Source organism: Pseudomonas brassicacearum (assembly GCF_009601685.2).
Lineage (GTDB): Bacteria > Pseudomonadota > Gammaproteobacteria > Pseudomonadales > Pseudomonadaceae > Aquipseudomonas > Aquipseudomonas kilonensis_B.
The window spans coordinates 3,724,281-3,749,990 of record NZ_CP045701.2 but is presented as its reverse complement, the minus strand read 5'-3'; the positions used below and the strand labels follow the sequence as shown (position 1 = coordinate 3,749,990).

General features: G+C 63.1%; 11 protein-coding genes. 4 read left to right on the top strand and 7 right to left on the bottom strand.

Annotated elements, in window-relative coordinates; genetic code table 11:
* Positions 1-118: 118 nt before the first annotated feature.
* Positions 119-12,736 (top strand): filamentous hemagglutinin family protein, encoded by a 12,618-nt coding sequence (locus GFU70_RS15710; protein ID WP_153388384.1) that lies wholly within the window; start codon positions 119-121, stop codon positions 12,734-12,736.
* Between the two features lie 263 nt (positions 12,737-12,999).
* Here the strand turns inward: GFU70_RS15710 and GFU70_RS15705 are convergent, their stop codons facing one another.
* From GFU70_RS15705 to GFU70_RS15680, 6 genes are all read right to left on the bottom strand, one after another.
* Positions 13,000-15,573, bottom strand: coding sequence for an EAL domain-containing protein (locus tag GFU70_RS15705; RefSeq protein WP_058545558.1), 2,574 nt, complete (start codon positions 15,571-15,573; stop codon positions 13,000-13,002).
* A gap of 66 nt (positions 15,574-15,639) precedes the next feature.
* Positions 15,640-15,873, bottom strand: a complete 234-nt coding sequence (locus GFU70_RS28770; protein ID WP_226920908.1) for a hypothetical protein — start codon at positions 15,871-15,873, stop codon at positions 15,640-15,642.
* A 10-nt stretch (positions 15,874-15,883) separates the two neighbouring features.
* Positions 15,884-17,683: a thiamine pyrophosphate-requiring protein gene (locus GFU70_RS15695; protein WP_153388383.1), complete on the bottom strand. Its 1,800-nt coding sequence runs from the start codon at positions 17,681-17,683 to the stop codon at positions 15,884-15,886.
* 252 nt (positions 17,684-17,935) lie between these two features.
* On the bottom strand, positions 17,936-18,577 hold the full coding sequence (locus GFU70_RS15690) for a ferric reductase-like transmembrane domain-containing protein (RefSeq protein WP_153388382.1): 642 nt from the start codon (positions 18,575-18,577) through the stop codon (positions 17,936-17,938).
* A 550-nt stretch (positions 18,578-19,127) separates the two neighbouring features.
* A complete protein-coding gene (locus tag GFU70_RS15685; protein ID WP_058545555.1) occupies positions 19,128-20,438 on the bottom strand; it encodes an ATP-binding protein in 1,311 nt (436 codons plus the stop codon).
* Positions 20,435-21,175: a response regulator gene (locus GFU70_RS15680; protein ID WP_003202589.1), complete on the bottom strand. Its 741-nt coding sequence runs from the start codon at positions 21,173-21,175 to the stop codon at positions 20,435-20,437. The genes GFU70_RS15685 and GFU70_RS15680 overlap by 4 nt, the downstream gene beginning before the upstream one ends.
* A gap of 223 nt (positions 21,176-21,398) precedes the next feature.
* On the opposite strand from GFU70_RS15680, the gene GFU70_RS15675 reads away from it, so the two are divergent.
* The 3 genes from GFU70_RS15675 to GFU70_RS15665 all read left to right on the top strand — a co-directional run bounded on the left by GFU70_RS15675 (position 21,399) and on the right by GFU70_RS15665 (position 23,700).
* Positions 21,399-21,662 carry a DUF2790 domain-containing protein gene (locus GFU70_RS15675; RefSeq protein WP_153388381.1) on the top strand — a complete coding sequence of 88 codons (264 nt, stop codon included), beginning with the start codon at positions 21,399-21,401 and terminating at the stop codon, positions 21,660-21,662.
* Positions 21,663-21,841: 179 nt separating this feature from the next.
* Positions 21,842-23,053, top strand: coding sequence for a cytochrome c biogenesis protein DipZ (locus GFU70_RS15670; protein ID WP_116642060.1), 1,212 nt, complete (start codon positions 21,842-21,844; stop codon positions 23,051-23,053).
* A gap of 317 nt (positions 23,054-23,370) precedes the next feature.
* Complete coding sequence (locus GFU70_RS15665; protein WP_058545568.1) at positions 23,371-23,700, top strand: hypothetical protein; 330 nt, start codon at positions 23,371-23,373, stop codon at positions 23,698-23,700.
* Positions 23,701-23,704: 4 nt separating this feature from the next.
* Here GFU70_RS15665 and GFU70_RS15660 read toward each other — a convergent pair whose 3' ends face one another.
* The gene (locus GFU70_RS15660) at positions 23,705-25,570 is read right to left on the bottom strand and encodes a sigma-54-dependent Fis family transcriptional regulator (RefSeq protein WP_153388380.1); all 1,866 of its coding nucleotides are present in this window, start codon (positions 25,568-25,570) and stop codon (positions 23,705-23,707) included.
* Positions 25,571-25,710: the final 140 nt, after the last annotated feature.

Genomic DNA, 25,710 nt, shown 5'->3' with positions numbered 1-25,710 from the left:
TTCATGACAACCGTTCGGTCCCGTCCCCCTGTAACCGCCTAACCCCTAGAACCAACGCTGGCAGCTTGATACCACCGCGTTGCGACCCTTAAGAAGCGAACCCGAAAGGATAAGTAGGATGCTGCGCAGCAAACCCCAGACGAACCTGAATGCTCCACGTCGCGATGGCGAATTGTCGATGTTGCGGCTCAAGCCGCTGGCCCAGGCCATTGCCCTGCTGATGGTGGCTGGCAATGCCCACGCGGCGACGGCATTCAGTTCGGCCTGGTTTGCTGCTAAGGGCGCGTCCCAGGCCGGTGGCGCGGGGCGGCCTACGACGGCTAAGCCAGGGATGCCGCCACCCCTGGCGCAACAGCAACGGGCCAATGCGCAGTTGCAGCGTTCGTTGACCAACCTCAACAACACCGTGGCCGCCATCGCCGCCCAGCAGGCGGCCCAGGCCGCCGGACGGCAAGCCGCGCTAGGGCAGATACAGGTCGTGCCCGACGGCTTGGGCGAGGGTGGGCTCAAGGTCGACAACAGCCTGACCCAGGGCTGGCTCAACGCCAAGGGACCGCAGCAGACCCAGGCTGGCGGCAAGACCACGGTGAAGATCGAGCAGACTGCCGACAAGGCGATTCTCAATTGGGAAACCTTCAACGTCGGGCGCAACACCACGGTGGACTTCCAGCAGCAATCAGACTGGGCCGTACTCAACCGGGTCAACGATCCCCAGGCGCGACCGAGCCAGATCCAGGGCCAGATCAAGGGCAATGGCACGGTGATGCTGGTCAACCGCAACGGCATCGTGTTCAGCGGCAGCAGCCAGGTCAACGTGCGCAACCTGGCGGCGGTGGCGGCGAATATCAGTGATGAGCAGTTCAGCAAGCGCGGCTTGTATGTCGATGCCACTGGCAGCCAGCCGACCTTCACTGACGCGGCGGGCAAGGTCGAAGTGCAGCAGGGCGCACTGATAGAAACCCACCGCGCCGCCACCTCCACGGCCGGTGGCGGTTATGCCTTGCTGCTGGGTAGCGAAGTGGAGAACGCCGGCTCCATCATCACCGCCAAGGGCCAGACCACCCTGGCGGCGGGCGACAGCTTCTACATCCGACGCGGCCAGGGCACCAGCGGCAACCTGCGTTCCACCACCCGCGGCAACGAGGTTGCGACGTCCCTCAAGTCGGGCAGCAGCGCCGGCACGGTGATCAACAGCGGCCTGATCCAGGCCAGCACCGGCGACATCACCCTTACCGGGCACAATGTGCAGCAGAACGGCGTGGCGGTGGCGAGCAGTTCGGTGGACACCCGCGGCACCGTGCACTTGCTCAACGCCTTCAGCGACAGCACCGGCAGCGTGACCCTGGGGCAGGGCAGCGCCACGGCGGTGTTGCTCGACGCCGCGGGCGGCAGTGCCCTGGACAGCCAGCGCAATGCCGGACCGGCCGGGTTGGATGGCACGCCGAACAACCTGATCACCGGCCAGTTCAACAACCTCAGCAGCGTGGTCGACCGCACCGATCAGTCGCGGGTCGAGATCGTCAGTGGCGGCAGCGTCGACTTCCAGAATGGCTCCATCACCCTGGCCACCGGTGGCCAGGTTGCGGTCAGCGCCGCCGGTCGCAGCCTGGTGCGCGATGGCGCGGTGATCGATGTGTCCGGCGCCATCGGCGTCAAGGTAGCGATGGAATCCAACTCCATCAAGGTCAACGTGCAGGGCAACGAACAGCGCGACGCACCGGTGAACCGCGACGGTGGCAAGCTGACCAACAACGATGTCTGGGTAGACGTACGTGATTTGATCTACGTGCCGGCGGGCACCAACGGCTACGCCACCGACCGTTGGTACACCGCGGGTGGGCTGTTGGAAGTCGGCGGTTATTTGGGGACCCGAGGCCACAGCGCCGGTGAATGGGCTGCTCAAGGCGGCACCCTGACGTTCACCGGCAACGACGTGGTGACCCAGCAGGCGGCGCAACTGAACCTGTCCGGCGGTACCCTGGATGTGCAGAGCGGCTACCTGCGTCAGTCCTGGCTCAAGGGCCCCAATGGGCGTTTGTATGACTTGTCCAAGGCGCCGGGGGACATTCTCTATACCGGCATCTACAAGGGCTACGAAGACCACAGCCAGCGTTGGGGCCAGACTGATTACTACTACAACCCGTTGATCGCCCCGCGCGAGCGCTTCGAAGCCGGCTACACCGTTGGCCGCGATGCCGGCAAGCTGGTGGTGTCGACCCGCAACGCGGTGTTGGAAGGCCAGATTGTCGGTGAGGTCTATCAGGGCGAACGCCAGACCCAGGCACCCAATCTCAATCTCGACGGCTACCAGCAATCGCAAAACGCCGTGGCCCGACGGGCGCAATTGTGGGTGGGCAGCTACACGCCGATCTATGACAAGACCAGCGGTGTGATCAACAGCGCCTTGAACCCCACGCTCGATCAGATCACCGTCGGCAAAGTGGCCGACAAGATTGCTGCGGGCCTTGACCTGACCTCGGTGGTCGACACCGATCGGCAAGGCAAACTGGTTCTGGATAACGATCTGCTCAACGGCTTCCAGCTCGGTGCGGTCAAGGTGGCGGCGCTTGAGGGCATCAAGGTCGATGGCGCGCTCAAGGTAGCCGATGGCGGCGACATCACGTTTTATGCACCACAGGTCGAGGTGAATGCTGACCTGACGGCCCGCAGCGGTCGCATTGTGCTGGGTAACGTGCTTAAACAGGTCAGAACCGATAATTTCCAGATGGGCGATGTCGTGCTTTCGCCCGTCACCGGTCAGCGTGCTGTGGTCACGTTGGGCGAGGGCGTGACGTTGAACGCCGCTGGCCGCTGGAGCAATCTGTTGCTTGATGGCAACGACCGTCAGAACCTGCCGTTTATCAACGGCGGTGCCGTGGTCGTGCGCAGCGACAATATCGATGTGCGCCAGGGCAGCCTGATCGACGTCAGCTCCGGCGCCGCGGTCATGGCCGATGGCAAGACCCGCGGCGCTAAGGGCGGGGACCTGACCCTGACGGCGGTTATCAATACGTCGTCAGGCAGCGGCAACTTGAGCCTGGACGGTGAACTGCGCGGTACCGGAGTAAGCGGTGGCGGGACCTTGAAGCTGGCGGCCAATAAAGTGCTGATCGGCAACAGCGGCTCGCCGCTTGAACCGGGCACCTTGCAACTGAGTGGCGATTTTTTCGACAAGGGTTTCTCGGCTTATGACATCACTGGCAACGAAGGCCTGACCGTGGCCGACGGGACCCGGGTCGATGTGACGATGCCGGTGTACCGCTTTGGCGAGCAGGCGTTGAGCACCGGCAGCGGCGCAGAAGCGGCCGATGCGTTGCAGCGCTGGACGCCGGACCTGTACCAGGAAGACGCGATCAAAGGGGTTCTCACCCAGCGTCGCGGCGCGAGTTTGAGCCTCACTGCCGGCACCGAGAACGCCAGCGCCGCCGACATGGCCAGCACGGTGTTGAACCTGGGCAAGGGCAGTGTGATCAGCGTCGATCCGGGGCAGGGCATCGATGTGCGCAGCATCGGTCAACTGACCGCCAACGGTACCCTCAACGCCTGGGGCGGTCGGGTCAGTCTCACCGAGTTGAGCGTCGGCGATACGGTCCGCGATCAAGTCAATGCCCAAGGCCACGGTCATTCCATATGGCTGGGTGAACAATCACTGATCGATGTATCGAGCCGGGCCATAACAGCTCGGGACATGCGCGGTCAGACCTACGGCCTGGTGCGCGACGGCGGGCAGATTGTCATCGGCGGCCAGATCGATGCCGCGAAAGGATCGACTTCGGCGTCCGAATTGTTTGTGGTGGTGCGTGACGGTGCGCGTCTGCAAGCGGATGGCAGCCAGGCGACTCTGGATATTCCCGGCCAGGGACGCACGTCGGTGGCGAGCAATGGCGGCAGCATTTCCCTGGCGTCGGCCAATGGTCTGTACCTGGACGGTTCGTTCAGCGCCCGTTCGGGTGGAGCAGGGGCCGCAGGGGGTAGTTTGTCGGTAGCGCTGGAAACGCCCTATTACTTCAAGAGTGCTGTCAATGATCGGGTGTTGAAGGTGCGTGAACTGGTGCTGGCGCGCGCTGCCCAGGCCAGCCCACTGAGCGATACGGCTGAAACCTCGGCGGATTCGCTGGTCTATGGTCACGGGCGGCTAGGTGTCGATCAGGTCCAGGCCGGTGGTTTCGATAGCCTGTCCCTGTTAAGCAACGGCCTGATGAGCGTCGATGGCGACCTGTCGATGTCCCTCGGCCAAAGCCTGAGCCTGTACGCCCGCAGCTTTGGATTGAGTGCAACCGCGCCAGCCAATACCCGGGTCGAGCTCAATGCACCCCATGTGTTGCTGGCACTTGCGACAGGGCTGGCGACCACTCGACCGAGTTTTGACCCCTATACCCGGCCAGTGGTCGAGGGCGGCGGGGTGTCGCTATTGACGAACAAGGCGGTATTTTCCGTCAATGCGGACCTGCTGGATGTACAGGGCAGTGTGATATTTAGCGGCAAAGGCAAGCTGAGGCAGGCCGACGGCAATACCGTCGAGCTGGAACGCGCCGGTTTCGACCGGGTTCAGCTACGCAGTCGGGGGGATTTGCGATTCCTGGCAGGGCTCTCCAGTGGGGGAATGCCTACGGGCTTTACCGCCCAATTGCTGACCCCTTCGGACATGGTGTTGCAAGCGGCGCAGCTGTATCCGGCGACCGGGGTTGGAGCACGGGTGTTGGCGGGGTATACCGGTGCCAGTGCCCCTGTCTATGACCCGGAGCGCAGTCTGGTCATTGAGCGTACTACCCAGGTCACACCTGCAGTGCCTTATTCGGCATTTGGCCGCTTGCAACTGGGCAGTGCGAAGATTGAGCAGGGCGGGGTGGTACGGGCACCGTTGGGGTTGATTGAAGTCGGCATAAACGATGGCTTGGGTACCACTGATCGAGTGGAGCTGTTACCGGGCAGTCTGACTTCGGTCAGTGGCCTGGGCCTGGTCCTACCTTACGGCGGCACCGTCGACGGCCAGAGCTACGAGTACGCTGGCAAGAAGGTCGTGTTGCTGGGACAGGGGGCGACGCCCAACGACAACTCCGATTTGAACATCGGGGTGATTCTTGGCGGTCGATCTGTGGTGGCGCAAGAAGACGCGGTGCTCGATCTGTCCGGTGGCGGTGAGTTGCTCGGCGCAGGTTTCATCTCCGGCCGAGGCGGCTCCACCGATGCGCGCTTCAACCCGCTGGTACAAATCGGCGCCAATGGCGGTTTCACCTTGCCGGGGCTGTCCAGCAATCCGGTCTACGCCATCGTGCCGGGCAATCAGAGCCAATACGCGCCGGTCGCCCCCGAAGGTGGAGCAGTGGATCCCAGGGTAGGTCAGCAAATTACCATTGGCGCCGGTGTGCCAGGGCTCGCCGCCGGTACCTATACCCTGATGCCATCCACCTACGCCTTGCTGCCGGGAGCGTTCCGGGTCGAGGTCAACGGTTTGGCGGGACAAGGCTCCACTTCAAGCGCGCAACAGATGCGCAACGGTTCCTGGACCACCGCCGGCGTGCTGTCGGTGGCCAATACCGGGCAGCGCAACAGTTTGTCCAGCCAAGTCATCTTGACCTCGGGAGATGTGCTGCGTCGCTACTCGCAATACAACGAAACCAGCTACGCCCAGTTCGCCGTGGCCGACGCCGCGCGTTTGGGCGTTCCCAGGGCTTTGTTGCCAGTAGATGCCAAAATGTTGAAGTTGAACCTTGCAAAGGGCGCCGCAGATCAGGCTTTCTCCTTCAAGGGCATCGGTAAGTTCGCACCTCAGACTGGGGGGTACGGCGGAACCGTCGCGGTGGTCGCCAGCAATGGTACCGCGCTGGAGGTGGTCGCCGAAGGGCGGGGGGCTACGGCCGGCTTCGAGGGCGTAACCCTTAATGCCGAAAGCCTCAATGCGTTGAATGCCTCACGCCAAGTGATCGGCGGCCAGTTTTCGGTGCTCTATGGCCAGGGTGGTAACTACATCACGCCGCAACGGGTGTCCCGCAGTGTCGCGCTGCGTGAAGGTGCGACCCTGTCGGCGCCCGAGGTATTCCTGCTGGCCGACGGCGGCGAACTGTTGGTGGAACAAGGCGCTGCCATCAACACCATCGGAAGGGGAAAGGCCGCGTACGATGCCCGTGATGGTTTTATCTATAACCTCAATGTGAAGTTCCAAAACTACAGCTTGCTGGCCGCCTCCAATGGCTTGCTCAATGTATTGGCCCCTCTGTCAGGCACCACCGGCACAGTCAACATCGGCGGATGCAGCCTGACGCCGTGCAGCGGCGTGACCCGCATTCACTCCGAAGGCAGCATCGTCGCTGCGTCCGGCAGCAGCCTGCAGCTTGACGACCAGGTGCGCTACGGCACCCGTCACCTGACCCTGGCCCTGAGCAACATCAACGTCGGCACCGCCCAGGCCCTGAGCAATGCGGCGACGCGGCAGGTCTTGCCCGCCGGCCTGACCCTGAGCCAGACCGTGCTCGATCGCCTGTTGCGTGGAGACACCGAATACGGCGCACCGGCCCTCGAGACCCTGGAACTGTCAGCCAGCCAGGCACTGAACTTCTATGGCACCGTCAGCCTCGACACCTATGACCCAACAACCGGCAAGTCACGCCTGAACAACCTGATGCTCAGCACTCCGGCCATTTATGGCGCCGGCAGCAACAATGACGTGGCGACCATCCGTACCGCCAACCTGATCTGGAACGGTGCCGTTGGCGCGCCGGGTTCGGTGATTGCCGGTGGGGCCGGCACCGGTGCCGGTCGCCTGGATATCCAGGCCCAACGCATCGAATTCGGCTATGGTGAGTTCGCCCAGCCGAGCTCTATCACTACCCTGGATCGTCTGGCGCTGGGCTTCGCCAACGTCAACCTCAGTGCCAGCGAGCGCCTGACCGCCAACCACAAAGGCAGCCTGGCGGTGTATCAAAGCCAGGGCGCCTATGACGCGAAAACGGGCTACGCCTACAGCGGCGGCAACCTGAATATCCTTACCCCGTTGCTCACCGGTGAAGCCGGCTCGGTTAACCGCATCACCGCAGGCGGCGCGGTCAACGTAGCGGGCACAAGCGCTAAGCCGGGCACTGTCTCCGGGCTTGGGGGCGAGTTGTCCATCAAAGGCGCGAGCCTGAACCTTGCCAGCGCGGTGATGCTGCCCAGCGGCAAGCTGACCCTGAGCGCAACGGATGACCTGACCCTGGCCGATGGGGCACTGATCGACGTGGCGGGCCGCACCGTCACCTTCAACGATGTGACACGCTACAGCGCCGGTGGCGAGGTGATCTTGCAAAGCCGCAACGGCAACATCCGCCAGGCGGAGGGTTCAAGCATCGACCTCTCGGCCCGTAACAACCAGGCTGGCCGGCTCAGTGCCGTGGCCCTGGACGAGGCCGCTGGGATCGTTGATTTGCAGGGTCGGATTCTCGGCAGCAGCACGGGCGAATATGACGCCGGGGGCACTGCCATGCCATATCTGGCCGGCGGCGTGGAGATCCAGGCCCAGCGCCTGGGCGGCAGCGGTAGCCTCAGCGAGCAGTTCGCGGCCTTGAACCAACGATTGAACGACGGGCAGGTGTTCGGTTCCCGTGGCTTCCAGCTCAAACAGGGCGACCTGGTGATCGGCAACGGACTCAAGGCCTCGACCATCAGCGTGTCGGTCGACAGCGGAAACCTGTTGGTCAATGGCAAGGTAGACGCCAGCGGCGAACGGGTCGGCAGCATCCGGCTCGCCGCCGGGCGCTCCCTGACGCTGGGCAGCAACGCGCTGCTCGATGCCCATGGCAATCGTCTGCGTGTAGATAGCTACGGCAAGATCATCGACTCACCGAACCGCGCCATGGTCGACCTGACCTCCCGCGCCGGTGTGCTGACCCTGGCCGACGGCGCACGCATCGATCTGCGCCATGGCACCGCAGCGCGGGCCGGACAATATGACGGTCGCGCCCGGGGCACGCTGGAACTCAACGCCCGCCGCAGCGGACCGGACGCCACCCACGGCGACGTTGCCATCGACGCCAGCGCAAACCTGGATATCCAGGGCGCTCGCTCGATTGCCGTCAACGGTATGTGGCAGTACAGCGATGCCGACTATGGCAGCGATCCGGCGGCCAGTGGCCGTCCTTATCAGGTCATCGACCAGGCCTATCTGGATGGCAAGCATCAGGACAGCCTCGCCTTCATCAACGCGGCCCTGGCCAACAGCGATTTGATGCAACGTAGACTCGCCGGTCTGAACAACGCCCGTTATGCCGATGCGTTCCACCTGCGGCCCGGCGTCGAGATCGTCAGCGCCACGGCCGACGGCGACCTGGTGGTGCAGGGAGACCTGGACCTGTCCCGTTATCGCTACGCCAGTGTGAACCCGCACACGCAGAAAACCGACCTATACGGTTCCGGCGAGGCCGGTGCGCTGACCCTGCGCGCCGGTGGCGACCTGAGCATCTACGGCAGCATCAACGACGGTTTCGCGCCACCGCCGCCCACGCAGGATGACAAAGGCTGGGTGCTGCTGCCCGGCATCGATTTCACCGGTGGCGACATCGTCGTTCCCGGTGCCGGCGTGACGCTGGCCGACGGTACGGCGTTCCCGGCGGGAACCACGCTCAACTACGACTTGCCGATCAAAGATGTGACCCTGGCTGCCGGCACCCGGTTGCCAGTGGCGGCGATCCTCGATCAACCCTTGGAACTGCCGGCCGGCACGGTGTTGGCGGCCGCAGTGCATGACGCTTCCGGCAACCTGCTGTTTGCCGCAGGCACGTTGCTGAGCCGCGCCCAAACACTTGAAGTCGGCACGCAGTTGGGTGCCGGCATTGTGCTGAACGATGCCACGGCGCTGCGCGGCTTCACTTGGCCGAAGGGGGTCGCGCTGCCCAACGTGGCAAACGCGGGCAATGCGCAGACCAATATCCTCAAGTTAGAAGGTAGCCTGATCTTGAATCGCGGTTCACTGATTCCGTCAGGGACTGATGTGAAGTTGCCGGACGGTGTCGAATCAGTGCAGTTTCGTCCAGAGGTCGCGGGCAGCGACGGCCGGATGTGGGCCATCACCCCGATGCTCGCTGAAGGCTCCCAGTCCTGGTCGCTGAGACTGGTCGCCGGGGCCGACACGACGGCTGCAGACAGCCGGATCGTCCGGCCTGAACCCGTCCATGGCGACTTGCGTCTCGCCGACAGCCACTACGGTATGTTCGGTGTGCTCGTGCCTGGAAAGGGCAGCCTGATATGGACCGAAGCGGGCGTAGAGGACATGTTGAACAACGGGATCACGGTCGAACTGGGCCAGCCTGTCGACGAAACCATCTTTCGCGATATTTTCGGTTACGAATCGGCCGAAGCTTTTTGTGCTGATTTTGGTGGCAATTGCACGCTCCAGGCTTCTTACAAATGGACCAAATCAGCAGAGGATCAGCTGGCAAATTCAGGCTTCGAGGTCAAGGCCGGTGAGCTGATCAGCCAGGCCGCGGCGCAATTTTTCAAATTCGATTCAGTCCAGTCGTTTTGCGACGCAGTACCGGAAATTTGTACACCCGCTGACGGGGAATACAATCCGGTTGCCGGCAGTGTCCGTCCAAGTGTCCTCCGCACCGGCACCGGCGACCTGGAACTGCTGAGCGGTGGCAGCCTGCGCATGGATTCGTTGTTCGGGATCTATACCGCCGGCACCTCGTCGGCGCCGACGTTCCCGGGCGATCCCTACAACCAGCCCAAGGCCTTGGGCGGCAACGACACGGTGCTCAACGACGAGGATGGCAGCAATGAAAGGCTGGTCGATGGCGGCACTGAAAGTCTCTATCGCGCCTGGTATCCGGACGCGGGCGGTAACCTGTTGCTTAAGGTCGGCGGTGACCTCAGCGGTAATCTGACCGCGCCAGTCAACTCTAACGGGCGACCGAACCCTATCGACATGGGCCAGGATTCGGCCAATGTGGGCAATTGGCTCTGGCGCCAGGGCAATGGTGATTCAGCGAACAGCCAGCCGACCGCTTGGTGGATCAACTTCGGTAGCTATACCGCGTCGACGGTGTCGGGTGGCGCTGATCAAATGGCCGCTTTCACCGGATTCGGGACCTTGGGCGGCGGTGATCTGGATGTACAGGTGAAGGGTGACGCGGGGGTGTTGAACCAACTCGCCGGTAGCAACTTCAGTTCAAACATCAACGCTCGTAGCCAGGGGCTGCTGTTGGCGGTGGGCAGCACCGGGCGGGTAGGTGCCGATGGGAGTTTGCAATTGACCGGCGGTGGTGACCTCAACCTGCGCGTAGGCGGCGCCTTGAATCCCGATAGCGTGTTCGCCAACGGGCATCTCAACGGCGCGGTCATCAACCTGCGGGGGCACGCGCAGATCGACAGCGGTGCCATCGGTCGAATTGACCTGCGCTATGGCAACGTTGCTTCGGCACAGTCTCCGGGGGAAACGCGTGCGTACGACTCCTTCAGAGCCACACGTAGCCGGCCAACAGGTGGGCTTACCCTGATGCCGGGCGATGCGACGTTTAATCTGACCACTTCGGGCGACCTGGTAGTGATGGACGTAGCAGACCCGGGCCGGGCGCCGATGATGAGTGTTTCGCCCTTCAAAAGTGGTGCGACCAACGGATCGGGGGTTAGTTGGTTTACGTTGTGGACCGCCAACACGGCAATTGATCTGTGGTCATCGGGGGGGAATCTGACGCCTGTGGTGCCAGAGGTCGAGACGGATCTGGCTGTGGTCTACCCATCGATCCTGAGGGCTGTGGCGGCCAACGGCAGTCTTTACTATGGCAAATCCTCGATATGGGATGGAACCGGCTACAACGGCAACAATCGCCCAGCCCTGCTGCTCGCTCCCGGCATCAACAGTGAGCTGCAATTCATGGCCGGCGATTCCATCTACGGCGGCGATATGTCGGTCAGTCGCTCCGGTGCCGCATCGACTGCCTTGGCGACGCCGTTGCGACCAGCCTTTGTCGGTATCGTCGATGGTTTCATCATAAAGGCCAGCAATCTCTCAGCCGATGGCAACCCCGCTCGCCCTGATGCGAAAATATTGCCTCTGTTTGCCTTCGACACCAGCAGCGCTTCCAGTGAATGGGCTCTCAATGTCGATCCTGCTCGCTTCTATGCGCTGGAAGGTGATTTGCTGGCAGTCGCCACTGGACGGTCAATGACATCGGCATCCGTTGGCAGGTGGCCGGGGCGAATCGCCTACGAAGGCGTCGGAGCTGTACGGATGATGGCTGGGCGAGACATCGTCAGTAGCGGGATTCCACTGGGCGGCTCGTTGAGCAATAACTCCGAAGCGGGAAATTACACCAGCGCCGGCAACCTCTTCATCCACAACAACCCCACCGACATCTCCATCGTCTCGGCCGGGCGCGACATCCTCTACAGCAGCTTCAACGTCGCCGGCCCCGGCCTGCTGGAGATCACCGCCGGGCGAAATATCCTGATGGACGACAAAGTCAGCATCACCAGCCTCGGCGCCGTGGTGCCAGGGGATTCGCGCCCTGGCGCGAGCCTGGTGCTGCAAGCCGGCGCGGGCCTCGACGGCGCGGATTACGATCGCTTCGTCAAGGCCTACCTGGACCCGGCGAACCAGGCCTTGGCCGGTGTGCCCCTGGCGAACCAGGACGGCAAGGTCGCCAAGACCTACGAGGCGGAACTGGTGGATTGGCTCAAGGAACGCTTCGGCTTCAGCGGTGACACCGAGCAGGCCCGCAGCTACTTCGCGGCGTTGCCGGCGGAGCAGCAGCGGGTGTTTGCCCGCGATGTGTACTTTGCTGAACTCAAGGCCGGTGGTCGTGAGTACAACGAAGTGGGCGGCGTGCGCCAGGGCAGCTACCTGCGCGGGCGGGAAGCTATCGATTTGTTGTTCCCAAGCAAGGATGTGGCGGGTAATGCGATCACCTACAAGGGCGACATCATCATGTTCGGCGGGGCCGGGGTGCACACCGATTTCGGCGGCAGTATCCAGATGCTCACCCCGGGCGGCGGGCAGACGTTCGGCATCGAGGGCAACGCGCCGCCGTCCACCGCCGGGGTCATCACCCAGGGCGAGGGCGATATCCAGTTGTATGCGCAGAACAGCATCCTGCTGGGGCAGAGCCGGATCATGACCACCTTCGGTGGCTCGATCCTCGGCTGGTCGGCCCAGGGCGATATCAACGCCGGTCGCGGTTCGAAGACCACCGTCGTCTACACGCCGCCCAAGCGTTTGTACGACACCTGGGGCAACGTGACCCTGTCGCCGTCGGTGCCGAGTACCGGTGCCGGTATCGCCACGCTCAACCCGATTGCCGAAGTGACGCCGGGCGACATCGATCTGATCGCGCCATTGGGCACCATCGATGCGGGCGAGGCGGGGATCCGGGTGTCGGGCAACGTCAATATCGCAGCATTGACCGTGGTGAACGCGGCCAACATCCAGACCCAGGGCAAATCCTCCGGTGTACCACTGGCGGCCACGGTGAACACCGGCGCCATCACTTCGGCCAGTTCGGCGGCGTCCTCGGCTACGCAAGCGGCTGAAGACGTGGCCCGTCAGCAACAGAACGCGGCGCGGCAGAACCAGGCGTCGGTGTTTACCGTACAGGTGGTGAGTTTCGGCTCCGAACAACTGGCCCCGTCCCGCGACGGCGCCAGCCGCGAAGCCCCCCGCGCCTACGACCCGGCCAGCCCGGTCCAGGTATTGGGCGCGGGGCCTTTGGATGAACAGAGCCGCCAGCGGTTGACCGAGGAGGAACGGGGGCGGCTGAGTTTGTAAGAGACCGAGCTTGCAGTGAGGTTGGCTGTGCTGGCCTCATCGCGAGCAAGCTCCCACAGGGTTTACCGGTGATCAATCTGTGGCGGATGGTTTTGGAGGTTTTTTGTGGCGAGGGAGCTTGCTCCCGCTTGAGTGCGCAGCGCTCATCGCTTTTTGGGGGCCGCTGCGCGCCCCAGCGGGAGCAAGCTCCCTCGCCACAGGACCGTGTCGTACCCGGAACCATTATGGGAGCGAACTTGCTCGCGATGGCGGTTGTGAAGAGGTTACAGCCACCTTGGCGTGGTGAAGAACGAGGCCATTTCCGAGCGGGCCAGGGCGGCGCCGAAGTAGGGGCCTTGGACATGGTCGCAGGACACGTTGCGCAGTTGGCTGAATTGCCGCGCGTTTTCGATGCCTTCGGCGGTGACCATCAGCCCTACGCTGCGGCTCAAGCGGATCATCGCCAGGACGCCTTCCTTGTCATCCTCCAGGCCTAGCTGCGTGAGGATGTTGCGGTCGAAGCGGATACCATCGAACGGCTGGTCCAGTACTTCACGCAGGGAGGCGATGCTGGTGCCGAACTTGTCGATGTTGATCCGCACGCCGAGGTCCTTGAGCGCATGGAGGGTGCTGGCGACGGTCTTGTGGTCGGCCAGCAGGACCCCTTCGGCCACTTCCAGGGTCAGCCGGTGGGGCGCCAGGCCGCTCGTTTCGAGGGCTTCTTGCACTTGGTTGATCAGGAAGCTGCTGTTGAACCAGCGGGGTGAAACCGCGATGGAGACACTGACGGCGCTCGGCCAGGTGGCGGCCTCTTCACAGACGTTGATCAACATCCAGGTGCCCAGTTCTTCAAGCTGGCCCGAGGTTTCGGCCACCGGCATGAAGTCGGCCCCGCCCAGTTCACCTTTCTCGGGGTGGTGCCAGAAGGTCTGGGCTTCGAAACCGTGCAGTTGTTCGGCGCTGACATCGAAGCGGGGCAGGTAACGCAGTTCCAACTGATCCCGTTGCATGGCATCGCGCAGTTGCTGCTCGTATTGCCGCCGGTCGCGGGCCAGGTTGCCCATGGCTTCCACATACACGCGCCAGGTGTTGCGGCCGGCTGCCTTGGCCGCATACAAGGCGATATCGGCGTGGCGCAACAGTTCATCGGCACGTTCGTCTCCGGGCTGCGACCAGGCAACGCCGATGCTCACCCCCAGGTACAGGGTATTGCCGTCCAGGTGCATGGGCCGTTGCATGCAGTCGATCAGTCGTGCACAGAGTTGATCGAGATCGTCGGCATCGCCGGGCTCGGGCATGACAATGACAAACTCATCACCGCCCAGACGCGCCACCAGATCGGTGCTGCGCACATTTTGCTGGAGGATATGCGCAACTTCCTTGAGCACCTTATCGCCCACGGCATGGCCCAGGGAGTCGTTGACCGGCTTGAATCGGTCCATGTCCAGGTTCAGCAGCGCCAGGGGCGGGCGATCGGCTCGGTCCAGGTGTTCGCGCAGGCAATCGAACAAGCGGTTGCGGTTGGCCAGCCCGGTCAGCGGATCATGCAGGGAAAGGTGCTTGATCTGGGCCAGTGCCCGCAATTCGTCGGTGATGTCGGTGGCGGTGCCGCGAAAACCCAGGGTGCCGGCTTCGATGGCCCGTACCGACAGTTTGCAAGTGCGGATGCGCTGGTTGCGCGCGGTGTACTCGCACAACAGCGGCGCCGAGCAGACGCTGTTGGCACCGCCGAGCAGCCATTGGGCAATCGAGATCGAGCCGCCATGGGGGTGAAGCAGCCGGTGCAGAGGTTTGCCCAGCCATTCCGTGGGGCTGAAGCCGGTTACTTGTTCGAAGCGCTCCGACAGGTAAGTCAGCGTCCCGGTCGCATCGACCTCCCACAACCAGTCGGAGGACACTTCGGCGATGTCGCGGAAACGCTCTTCACTGCGTTCCAATGCCTTGCGGTGGGCCAGCAGGCTGGCGTATTGGCTTTCCTGGGCACGCAGCATCATCAAGGCATGGCGCAGAACGGCCAGCGCCAGAATCCCCAGCACCAGTAACGCCACGGCCAGCAACGGCAGGAGGAATTTTCGCAGGTCCTGGCCCGGGGTTTGCGGCCGCCAGGCCAAGGCTTCCAGGGTCAGTTCGTCGAGCAGCAGTTGGGCGGTATCGGCTGGGCCCGGTGTCCTGGCAATATGCGCATCGGGCAGGGCGAAGTCCCGCGCCAGGTTTTCCAGGGCTCCGGGATCAAGGACCTTGACGAAGAGCATCAGGCTGGGCGGGCCGGGGATTTCGGGCACGCTGTTGTCCGTGCCAATGGTGATGGCGGACGCGGCGACAAACGCCGGGGCGTCCTCGTGATGGAGCATCTCGACGATGACTTCGTCGTGGTTTTGCGCGGCACTGGCTTTTTTGCGCAGCGCTCGCAGGTCACCGGCCAGCCAAGTGTCGGCATCGACCTCGCTCATCTGGCCATCGATCACCGAATAGACGGTCTGGCCGGTTGGCGAAATGACAAACACGGCCTGGTAGCCATAGAGCGAAAACACGCTGCTGCCGACGTTTTCCTGGTCATAGGCCCATTCCTTGTCCATGTCGACATGCAGGTGCCGGTAGGCGTCGCTCCACTTGGAGTAGTCGCTCAGGTCCCGTCCGATCCCCGTGCGGATCCCCTCGATGGCCCGTTGGGCGAAAAACAGGCTTTGTTCACGGGCGCGGCGGTCCTGGGCACCGGTGATGTTGAGCAGCACGGCAATCGCCAGTGCAGACATGACAAACAGCAGGAGCATGATGGCCGGGAACGTGCGACGGGTGAAACTTCGGGTTGGCGAGCCCGGGGAAAGCACGGTCGAGTCGTTGCCAGCAATTTCAATCATAAAAATAAGTCATCAGCCAAAAAGCGATTTCACCCGCACCTGTCTTATATCGGCTGTCTGGCTGATTTACTTAGGCGTGTTAACGAAGGGGCCGACAGGCTGCATTGCCTCCATCATATGCGCGCCTTGAAGCGTGATGCCCACTGGAGCGCGTGATTTTGTTGGTGCGGGCAGGCCATAGTTGAAATGCACCAGCCAGTCGCTGCGTTTTATCGGCGCAATGGCCAGCCATCCCCACACCACGCAGAAAGTCAGGAGCAGGGACCGTTCATAGCGACGATGCAGCTCAGCGGTTGGCATCGCGTCAGCCTCACTCTTTATTCGTGCGCTGGCCCGGCAGGAGGCTGCTCAGTACCTGCTTGGCGGTCTCGACCACGATCCCTCGCTCGTTTGGGTCGCCTTGGAGCAGGGTCGAGGCAAATTTTTTCGCCTGTTCCAGCTTGATGTGCGGCGGCAGTGGTGGCACGTCGGGGTCGGTGCGAAATTCGATCAACACCGGACGATCCGCCGCCAGCGCGGTTTCCCAGGCCGTGGCCACGTCGTCCTCGTGCAGCACCAGGATGCCCTTCAAGCCAATGGATTCGGCGAACAGGTGGTAGGGCACGTCGGGAATGTCCTGGGAGGCTGCGAATTTTGGATCGCCCTCCATTACCCGTTGTTCCCACGTCACCTGGTTCAAATCCCGATTGTTGAACACCGCACAGATCCAGCTGCCGTTGGCCCAGGTGCGCCAGTATTTGGCGACGGTGATCAGCTCGGCCATGTTGTTCATCTGCATGGCGCCATCGCCCACCAGGGCGATCACCGGCCGTTCTGGGTGACAGAACTTCGCCGCGATGGCGTAGGGCACGGCGGCGCCCATCGACGCCAGGCCGCCGGACAGCGAACACATCATGCCGCGCCGGATCTTCAGGTCGCGGGCGAACCAATTGGCACAGGAGCCGGAATCGCAGGTGATGATGGCGCGCTCCGGCAGCCGGGGCGACAGTTCGAAGGTGACTCGCTGCGGATTGATCGGCTTGGCGGCTACCAAGGCGCGTTTTTCCAGGGTCCGCTCCCAGCGTTCGCGCCAATGTTCGATTTTCTTGCGCCAGGCGCGGTCGGTTTTTTCTTCGATCAGCGGCAGCAGGGCGCGCAAAGTATCGACGCTGTCGCCGTGCAGGCTGACTTCCATGGGATAACGCAGGCTGAGCATGTCCGCCTGAATGTCGATCTGCACGCCGCGGGCCTGGCCTTCAGGGGGCAGGAATTCTGCGTAGGGGAAGCCGGAGCCGATCATCAGCAGCGTGTCGCAGCCGGCCATGAGGTTGTCGCTGGGCTCGGTGCCAAGCAGGCCGATGGTGCCGGTGACCCAGGGCAGGTCATCCGGTACGGCGGCCTTGCCCAGCAGTGCCTTGGCCACCCCGGCGCCGAGCTTCTCGGCGATGGCGATCACTTCGTCGGTGGCATGCAGCGCACCGGCACCGACCAAAATGGCGACTTTCTTGCCGGCATTGAGGACCTCGGCGGCCTTGCGCAGGTCCTCTTCGTAGGGGACGACGCTGGGCTTGCGGTAACCGACGCCGGAGTGAACCGTACCGTGCTTGTGGCGTGGCGCGGTGTATTCCATGTCCTGGAGATCGTTTGGCAGGATCAACGCTGTGACCCGGCGCTCGCCTATCGCCGTGCGTACGGCGCGGTCCAGCAGGTGGCGCACCTGGGCAGGCACACTGGCCTGCTGCACGAATGCCCCGGCCACGTCCTTGAACAGGCTGACCAGGTCCAGTTCCTGCTGGTAATGCCCGCCCAGCGCGGCGCGCGCCTGCTGGCCGCTGATGGCGAGCACGGGCATGTGGTCCATCCGCGCGTCGTAGAGGCCGGTCACCAAGTGCGATGCGCCGGGCCCGGAGGTGGCGATGCAGACGCCCAGCTCGCCGGTGAACTTGGCGTGGGCGCAAGCCATGAATGCGGCCATTTCCTCGTGGCGGGCCTGGATAAAGCGGATTTTTCCCTGGGCGCGGTTCAAGGCGCCAAAGACGCCGTTGATGCCATCGCCCGGATAGCCATAGATACGGCGAACACCCCATTCGTAAAGACGTTCCACCAGAAAATCACCGACGGTCATGCTCATGCCTGTCCCTCGTTTCAGGCCGCCGTCGCTTGGCGCGACGTGCAGCGGTTGACGTTCATACAGGACTTGACCGGTGCAGGCCGTCCAAGGTTTCGATTTTTTCAAGGCCAAGGCCCTGTGCAGGCGCTATGTACGAGCTGTGTAGGAGCTGTGTAGGAGCTGTCGAGCGAAGCGAGGCTGCGATCTTTTGATCTTTCGCTTGAGACTCAAGTGTCTGGGGAAAGATCGCAGCCTCGTTGCACTCGACAGCTCCTACAGACCAGTCGCGTGTTTCAGTCGTTGACGGCGCTGGGTGGCCTGGGCCAGCTTGCCCAGCAGGCGGATGGCGGTGGCGGCGCAGATCAGGCCGAAGGGCAGCACATACCAGGCGCTCATGGGGATGCGTTTGAAATTGGAGTAGGCAAAGATCGCCGCCAGCACCCACATGCCGGTGACATGCAGGCGCTTCCAGGCCTTGAAACCGATCAGGCGCGTGGTGCTTTTGAAAGAGGTCAGGGCCAGCAGCAGGATGAACACGTAGCCTACGGTGCCAGGCACGTTGCCAAGGGTGGTGCGGCCCGGCCAGAACTCGGGATTGAGCTGGCCGTAGCTATAGATCAGCACAGCGTGGACCAGATGGGAAAACGCAAAGGCCAGCCCGATGAAGCGCCGTTCGCGCACCAGGGACCGGCTCAGGGGCGAGGGCACCAGCACCGCGCATGCCGAGGCGGTGAAGGCCAGAAGGAACAAGGCAAAGGATGAGCGAGCCGTGGCGCGAATGGCACTGCGCACGCCTTCGGTCAGGTCCGGATTGAGCACCAGGATCAACCCGGTCATCAACAGCACCAGGGCGGCGAGCAGGCTGAACAGTGACCAGCCCTGATAACGAACGGGGGATGCAGTTGCGGTAGGCATGTAAAGGCTCCTTGGGTGTCGAGGCCCGGTGCTGATAGTCGCCGGGATACGAGCAGTCTTTCAAGCCGGTGTAGGCGGGGTATGTCCGCAACGCAGCATTGTGCAAGTTTGTGTATGCCGATCATCCGCAGACGCACTGGCATACAAACCGAAGCCCGGCCTCATGCCAAACCCCTGTGGGAGCTAGTTCGCGATGGCATCAGGTCAGTTGAACAGGTGCTGGCAGATGCACCGCTATCGCGAGCAAGCTTTGCTCCGACAGATCTGATGGGTGTACGACTGGAGAGCCAGGTCGGCTGTCAGGCCGCCTCGCGGTGGACGTTGATCTCGGCGCCCCGTTAACCACGCTGGCCGAACGCAGGCACCGAGTGGTGGGGCAGAAGCGTTTTGCTTGCTTTTGACTGGGCCGGCTTCCGGGCTCTTCAAAAGTGAGCCGCCGTCAGGGCGGAACCCTAAGTAGCCGTTACCGCAGCAATGGATATGTACCCAGTCAAAAAAAACGGCCAGCTCTCAGGCCGCTATCGCGAGCAAGCTCCCCACAGAGGCTATGTCAGCTCGCGAATGCCAACCGCAACTCGGCGCACAGGCCGCCGCCGTCGCGGTTGCTCAGGGTCAATGAGCCGCCCATGGCGATCGCCAGTTGCTGGGCGATGGCCAAGCCCAGGCCGGTGCCGCCGGTTTCCCGGTTGCGTGAACTTTCCACGCGGTAGAACGGCTTGAGCACTTCGGCCAGTTCCTGCTCGCTGATCCCGGGGCCGCGGTCCAGTACCTGGATCGCCAATTGCCCGTTATCGGCGAGCTGCACATGGATTTGCGCCGCGCCGCCGAACTTCAAGGCGTTGTCCACCAGATTGACCAGCACCCGCCGCAAGGCATGGGGGCGGGTGTCGATGACGGCGGCGTTTTTTCCGGACAATTGCACGTCCTTGCCCGTGTCCTGGTAGTCGAACGCCAGGCTGTCGAGGAACGCATCCAGGCTGATCCGGCAGCTGGCCTCGGTGGCGCCGTGGATGCTGCGGGCATAGGCCACGCCTTCACGCACCAGGTGCTCCATTTCGCTCAAGTCGCTCCACAGCTTGTCCTTCTCGATCCCCTCGTCCATGAACTCGGCGCGCAGCTTCATGCGCGTGATGGGGGTCTGCAAGTCGTGGGAAATCGCCGCCAACAACTGCATGCGCTCCTTGAGGTAGGCGGCGATGCGGTCCTGCATGGCGTTGAACGCTTTGGCGGCATGCACCACTTCGGTCGGGCCTTTCTCGTCCAGGCGCACGCTATGGGCGTTCGGGTCGAGGGTTTCCACCGCCTGGGCCAGCCGGGTCAGTGGGCCGACGGCGAGGCGCACGGCCAGCCAGGTGCAGCCGATCAACAGCGCCAACTGCCCCAGCAACACCATCGGCAGCCATGGCGAGAGGGGCGTCATCGCTGGACGTACATCGATGGTCAGTGGGCTGCCATCGCCCAGGCGCAGGTGCGCCTGATAGTGCATTTTCGGCCCGGGAATCTGCTTGAACGTCAGGCCATAGGCCTGGCCGATGGCTTCCTGGATCGAACTGACCGAAATCGGCGCGTCGGCAAGATCCATCGGTTGCCCAGGCTGGCCTTCGTCGAGCAGGTAGCCATAGTTGCGCCGGGCGAGTTTGGGCAGCCAGGCCTGGCGTTCGGCGGCAGGCAGGCGGTCGAGAATGGCGACCGAGGTCGAGACATCGGTTTCCAGGGTGCCGAGCATGGTCGACTTGGCGCTCTGGTAACGCTCGTAGTACTGGGCGCCGAAGGACAGGCCCTGGGCCAGGATCAGGCCGATCAGGAAGATCAGCGACAACCTCGAGGCCAATGTACGCGGCCAGCGCAGCGGCAGGCTCATACCGAGGCCTCGAGGATCTCCACCGGCAGCGAGAACACGTAGCCTTCGCTGCGCACGGTCTTGATGTACGCCGGCTCGCGGGCATCATCGAGCAGGCGCTGGCGCAGGCGGCTGACCAGCAGGTCGATGGAGCGATCGAACAGGTCGGCGTCCCGGCCTTGAGTCAGGTTAAGCAACTGGTCGCGGTTGAGCACCCGTTGTGGATGGTCGAGGAATACCCGTAACAAACGATACTCGGCACCACTCAAGGCAACCATGGTGCCGTCGGTGTCCAGCAGGTGGCGGGCGGTGGTGTCCAGGCGCCAGCGTCCGAACGCCAGCAGGCGACCGCTCTCGGTAACCACCAGGTTAGGCGGCAGCATGCGGGTGCGGCGCAGCACGGCGTTGATGCGCGCCAGCAGCTCACGGGCGGCGAAGGGCTTGACCAGGTAATCGTCGGCGCCCATTTCCAGGCCGATGATGCGGTCGGTTTCGTCGTTGCGCGCGGTGAGCATCAGTACCGGCGTGGCCTTGTGCTTGCCGGCACGCAATTCCCGGCACAGCACCAGGCCGTCGTCGCCGGGCATCATGATGTCCAGCACGATCAGGTCCACCGGGGTGGTTTCCAGGAAGGCGCGCATTTGCCGGCCATCGGCAACGACAGTGGTGCGCAGGCCATTCTTTTTCAGGTAGTTGCCAACCAGCTCTCTGATCTCGCGATCGTCATCCACTATCAACACGTGATCGACATGATCCATGGTGTCCAGCTCCTCGGCGTTTCGTTGTGAGCAGTCTACAGGCGCCGGCCGGCCCGGCTCGCGGCGGTTTGTATTGCAGTGTATCTGGCGCGCGACGGATACACAGCGATGCAAAAAGCCACCTGGCTCGATACAGGCGCGATACCTGCGCGGCATTCAATGGCGTCCATCGAGGCAACACGACAGGCCTCGGCAGATAAACCCATTGAATCGAGGAATCGCCATGAACAGCAAAGCCATCTACGCCGCCTGCCTTTTCGCTGCACTGAACATTTGCACGCTGTCGGCCCGGGCCGAAAGCACCGTGCAGGCACAGAACTACACCTACGGCACCCACCTGGACATCCAGAAGGTGCTGTCCCTTAGCGAAGACGCCAACCCTGTCTGCGGTGTGGTGAATGCCCAGATGACCTACCTGGATTCGGCAGGCCACAAGCAGGCGCTGGACTACCGCAAGCTTTCCGATAACTGCAATGACGGTAACTGAGTCGCCGTGGAAGCCAACTTGTGACAGTAAACCTGTGGGAGCAAAGCTTGCTCGCGATAAACGATGACGCGGTGATTGCCAGAAATCGAGGCGTCTGCATCGCGAGCAAGCTTTGCTCCCACAGAGGCGCTGCCCGATTGGGTGTGTTCTGTCTATCTACCTACCATTGAGGTGTTGCCATGCTTCTGATCGCTTTTCTCGGCGGGATCCTGACGATCCTCAGTCCCTGTATTCTTCCCGTGGTGCCGTTTCTGTTCGCCCGGGCCGATCGCTCCCGTGGCTCGGTGCTGCTGACCCTTGGCGGCATGGTGCTGACGTTTGCCCTGGTCTCCAGCCTGGCAGTGGTCAGCAGCGAGTGGGTGCTGCGTGCCAGCAGTGTTGGCCGGCAAGTCGCCTTGGTGGTGATGGTGGTGTTTGCCTTGTCACTGATCTTCAGTCGGGTCGGCACCTGGTTGGCGCGGCCACTGGTCAGCCTGGGCAATCGCCTGGACGCCGGCGCCGGGCGGATGGCCGGGCCTGTGGCGTCGGTGCTGATCGGGGTCGCCACCGGGCTGCTCTGGGCACCGTGCGCCGGACCGATACTTGGGGTGATCCTGACCGGGGCCATGCTGCAAGGCGCCAGTGCACAAACCAGCCTGCTGTTGCTCGCCTACGGCCTGGGCAGCGCCTTGTCCCTGGGGACGCTGATCCTGGCCGGGCGCGGACTGGTCGGGCGCCTGAAACTCTCGCTGCCGATCACCACCTGGCTGCGCCGGGGAACGGGAGCGGTGGTGTTGCTGGCGGCCGTGGCGATTGGCACCGGGGCGGATGACCGCTTGTTGGCGGCGACTTCCTCCCAACAATCGGCCACCCTGGAAAAAAGCCTGCTGGAGAACGTGCCCAAGGCCATCGACTATGTGGTGAGCAAAGCCGGCGCCAGTTCCATGCCGGCCCTCCAGTCCCAGGGCGCCATGCCTGCGCTGGACGGCGCGGTGCAGTGGTTGAACTCACCCCCGCTGAGCAGCGAGTCACTCAAGGGCAAGGTGGTGCTGGTGGACTTCTGGACCTACGACTGCATCAACTGCCAGCACACCTTGCCCTATGTGAACGGTTGGGCGAAGAAGTATGAAAAGGACGGGCTGGTGGTAATCGGTGTCCACACCCCGGAGTACGGCTACGAGAAGATCATCGACAACGTCCGCGAGCAGGTGCGCAAGCTGGACATCCACTACCCGGTGGCGATCGACAATCAGTATGCGATCTGGCGCGCCTTCAACAATCAGTACTGGCCCGCTCATTACTTCATCGATGCCAAGGGGCAGGTGCGCTACAGCCATTTTGGCGAAGGACGCTATGGCGAGCAGGAGCAGGTGATCCAGCAGTTGTTGCAGGAGGCGAAGGCGGGCCAATAACTCATGGCGAGGGGCTTGCTTGTGCTGGGCCCTGTAGGAGCTGGCGAAGCCTGCGATCTTTTGATCTTTGATCTTTTGATCTTTCGCTTGGGATTCAAGTGTCTGGGGAAAGATCGCAGCCTCGTTGCACTCGACAGCTCCTACACGGCTCCTACACGGCTCCTACACAGTTCCGGCATAGTTCCGGCACAGCTCCTACGCGGCTCCTACGCAGCTTCAGCGGACTCGGAGGGAGTAGGGCTTGTGCAAATGCTGGCCCCTTGCTCATTTACATAAGGTCAAACTTCTTTCTTTTCAGAAAGTTGGGCGACAAACCTATGCGTATTTCTATGTGGGTCGTGGCGACGTTTCTCTTGTTCGCCGTCTCGCTTGAGGCCCAGGCCAGGGCGCTGACGCAAAACCAGAAGTCGGTGTGCCGCTGGGGTTCGGACATCGCGGCAGGGGCGCAGGCGTCGAAGCTTTCCGGCGTAAGCCTGTATGGCGCGCGCAAGAGGCTGCAAGTGCGCAAGTTTCCTCGGCCCTGGATGCGCATGACCGCCCTGGGCATTACCGAGCAGACCTACAACAGCGCCTCGCGTCTCAAGCCGGTCGCGGTCAAGCAGACTTACTACGAACAATGTGTCCGTCATGAATTGGCGCGCCGATAGGCCTTCAGGCCGGGCTGCGGCCAGGCATTTCGATGCCATGCAGGTTTACCCGTCGATACAGGGTTGCCCGGGAAATGCCCAGGGCCCGGGCGGCGGCGGTGGGTTTCCAGCGGTGGCGCACCAAGGCATCGAGCAGTGCCTGGCGTTCGGGGCTGGCGCTTGGCTCCGGCCCGTGATCGGCGGCGTCCTTGCGGTGCATTGACTCGGGCAGGTGACTGAGCTGGACCACACTGGCTTCGCACACCGCGCACGCATAACGCAGCACATGGCGCAGTTGGCGGACATTGCCCGGCCAGTGATAACCGAGCAGGCATTCCAGGGCTGCGCTGCTCAATTGCACGGTTGTCCCGCACAGCGCCGACTCCTCGGCCAGAATTCGATTGATCAACGCCAGTCGGTCGCTGCGTTCGCGCAACGGTGGCAGTTGGAAGCGCGCGCCGCCCAGGCGGAAATACAAATCCTCGCGAAACTCGCCGGCGGCCACCAGTGTCTCCAGGTCGCGGTGGGTGGCGCAGATCACCTGGATGTCCACGGCCTTGCGCCGGGACGCGCCCAGCGGCGCCACTTCACCCTCGGCCAAGACGCGCAGCAGGCGGGTCTGCAAGGCCAGCGGCATGTCGCCGATTTCATCCAGGAACAAGGTGCCGCCATCGGCCTGTTGCAACAGGCCCTGCATGCCTTTGGCCGAGGCGCCGGTGAAGGCGCCGGCGACGTAGCCGAACAATTCGCTCTCGATCAGGCTTTCGGGAATCGCGGCGCAGTTCAATGCCACGAAAGGGCGATCACGGCGCTGGCTGGCCTGGTGCAACTGACGGGCGAACACTTCCTTGCCGGAGCCGGTTTCGCCCTGGATCAGCACCGGCAGGTTGCGATCCTTGACCCGCACCGCCAGGCGCAGACTGTCGGCCAGGCGTGGATCGATTTCCAACGGGGTCATCGCCACCCGCGCACGTGAACCGGCCCGTTGGCGTGGCGCGCTCAAGCGCCCGTGCATGGCGTGATCGAGCGAGCAGAGGCTTTCGTCCCGGGCACGGTGCAGCAACTGCTGGTCGAACACCTGGCCGATGTGTTGCGGCAACTGCCCGTAATGTTGCAGCAGGTACTGGCGGGCGGCCGGGTTCAAGGCTTGCAGGCAACCGTCGTCGTCCCAGGCGAACAGGAAGTCCGGCTGGCTGTCGACGTAGCCGGCGTTGCGATGGGCCCGCAGTACCCAGTAGCCCTGGGCGCTGCTCATGAAAAACGCCTGTTCGATCTCCCGGGCGCTCTGCACCACCATTTGCCGGATCAGGTGCTGCGAGCGCCGATCATCCGGCGAGCGCACCGCCGAGACGTCCAGCACCCCGAGCAATTCACCCTGGGGGTCGAAGACCGGCGCGGCGGAGCAGGTCAGGCCAATGAACGCCGCCCGGAAATGGTCGCGCTTGTGCACCGTCACCGGGGCCTTGGCCGTGAGCACTGCCGCCACGCCGCAGGTGCCTTCTTCACCCTCCGACCAACAGGTGCCCAGGTACAGCCCGGCCTTGCGACAGTCATTGCGAATCGTGCTTTCCACCCGGTAGTCGATGGTCTGGCCCTGGGCATCGGTCAGTAGCACGCAGTAGTCGGCATCGCGGACCCGGCCATGCAGGCGCGCCACTTCTTCGCTGGCGATATTGAGGAACAGCTCGGAGCGCTCGCGGCATTGCTTGAGCACGTCCTGGGACAGGATGCGCGGGCCCTGCAGCGAACCGGGATCCAGGTGATGTTGCTCCATGGACCGGCGCCAGGAGTCGAGGATCAGGTCCGGGACGGGCAGTTGTGGCAATTGGTTCGCGTTTTTCACCACGCGACTGACGCAATCCACGTGCGCCCGGGAGTGAGCGGAAAGCATAGGGGCCTCCGATTCAGCTTCTTATCGTTGTGCGCACATTAAGCGCCGTTCGCCGGGTGCAGACAAGCTCGACGGGTTCTACGGGCGGTGTGAGACGCCACGTCTCAGGGTCTCGCCGCAACCTCGTGCAGGCTGACATG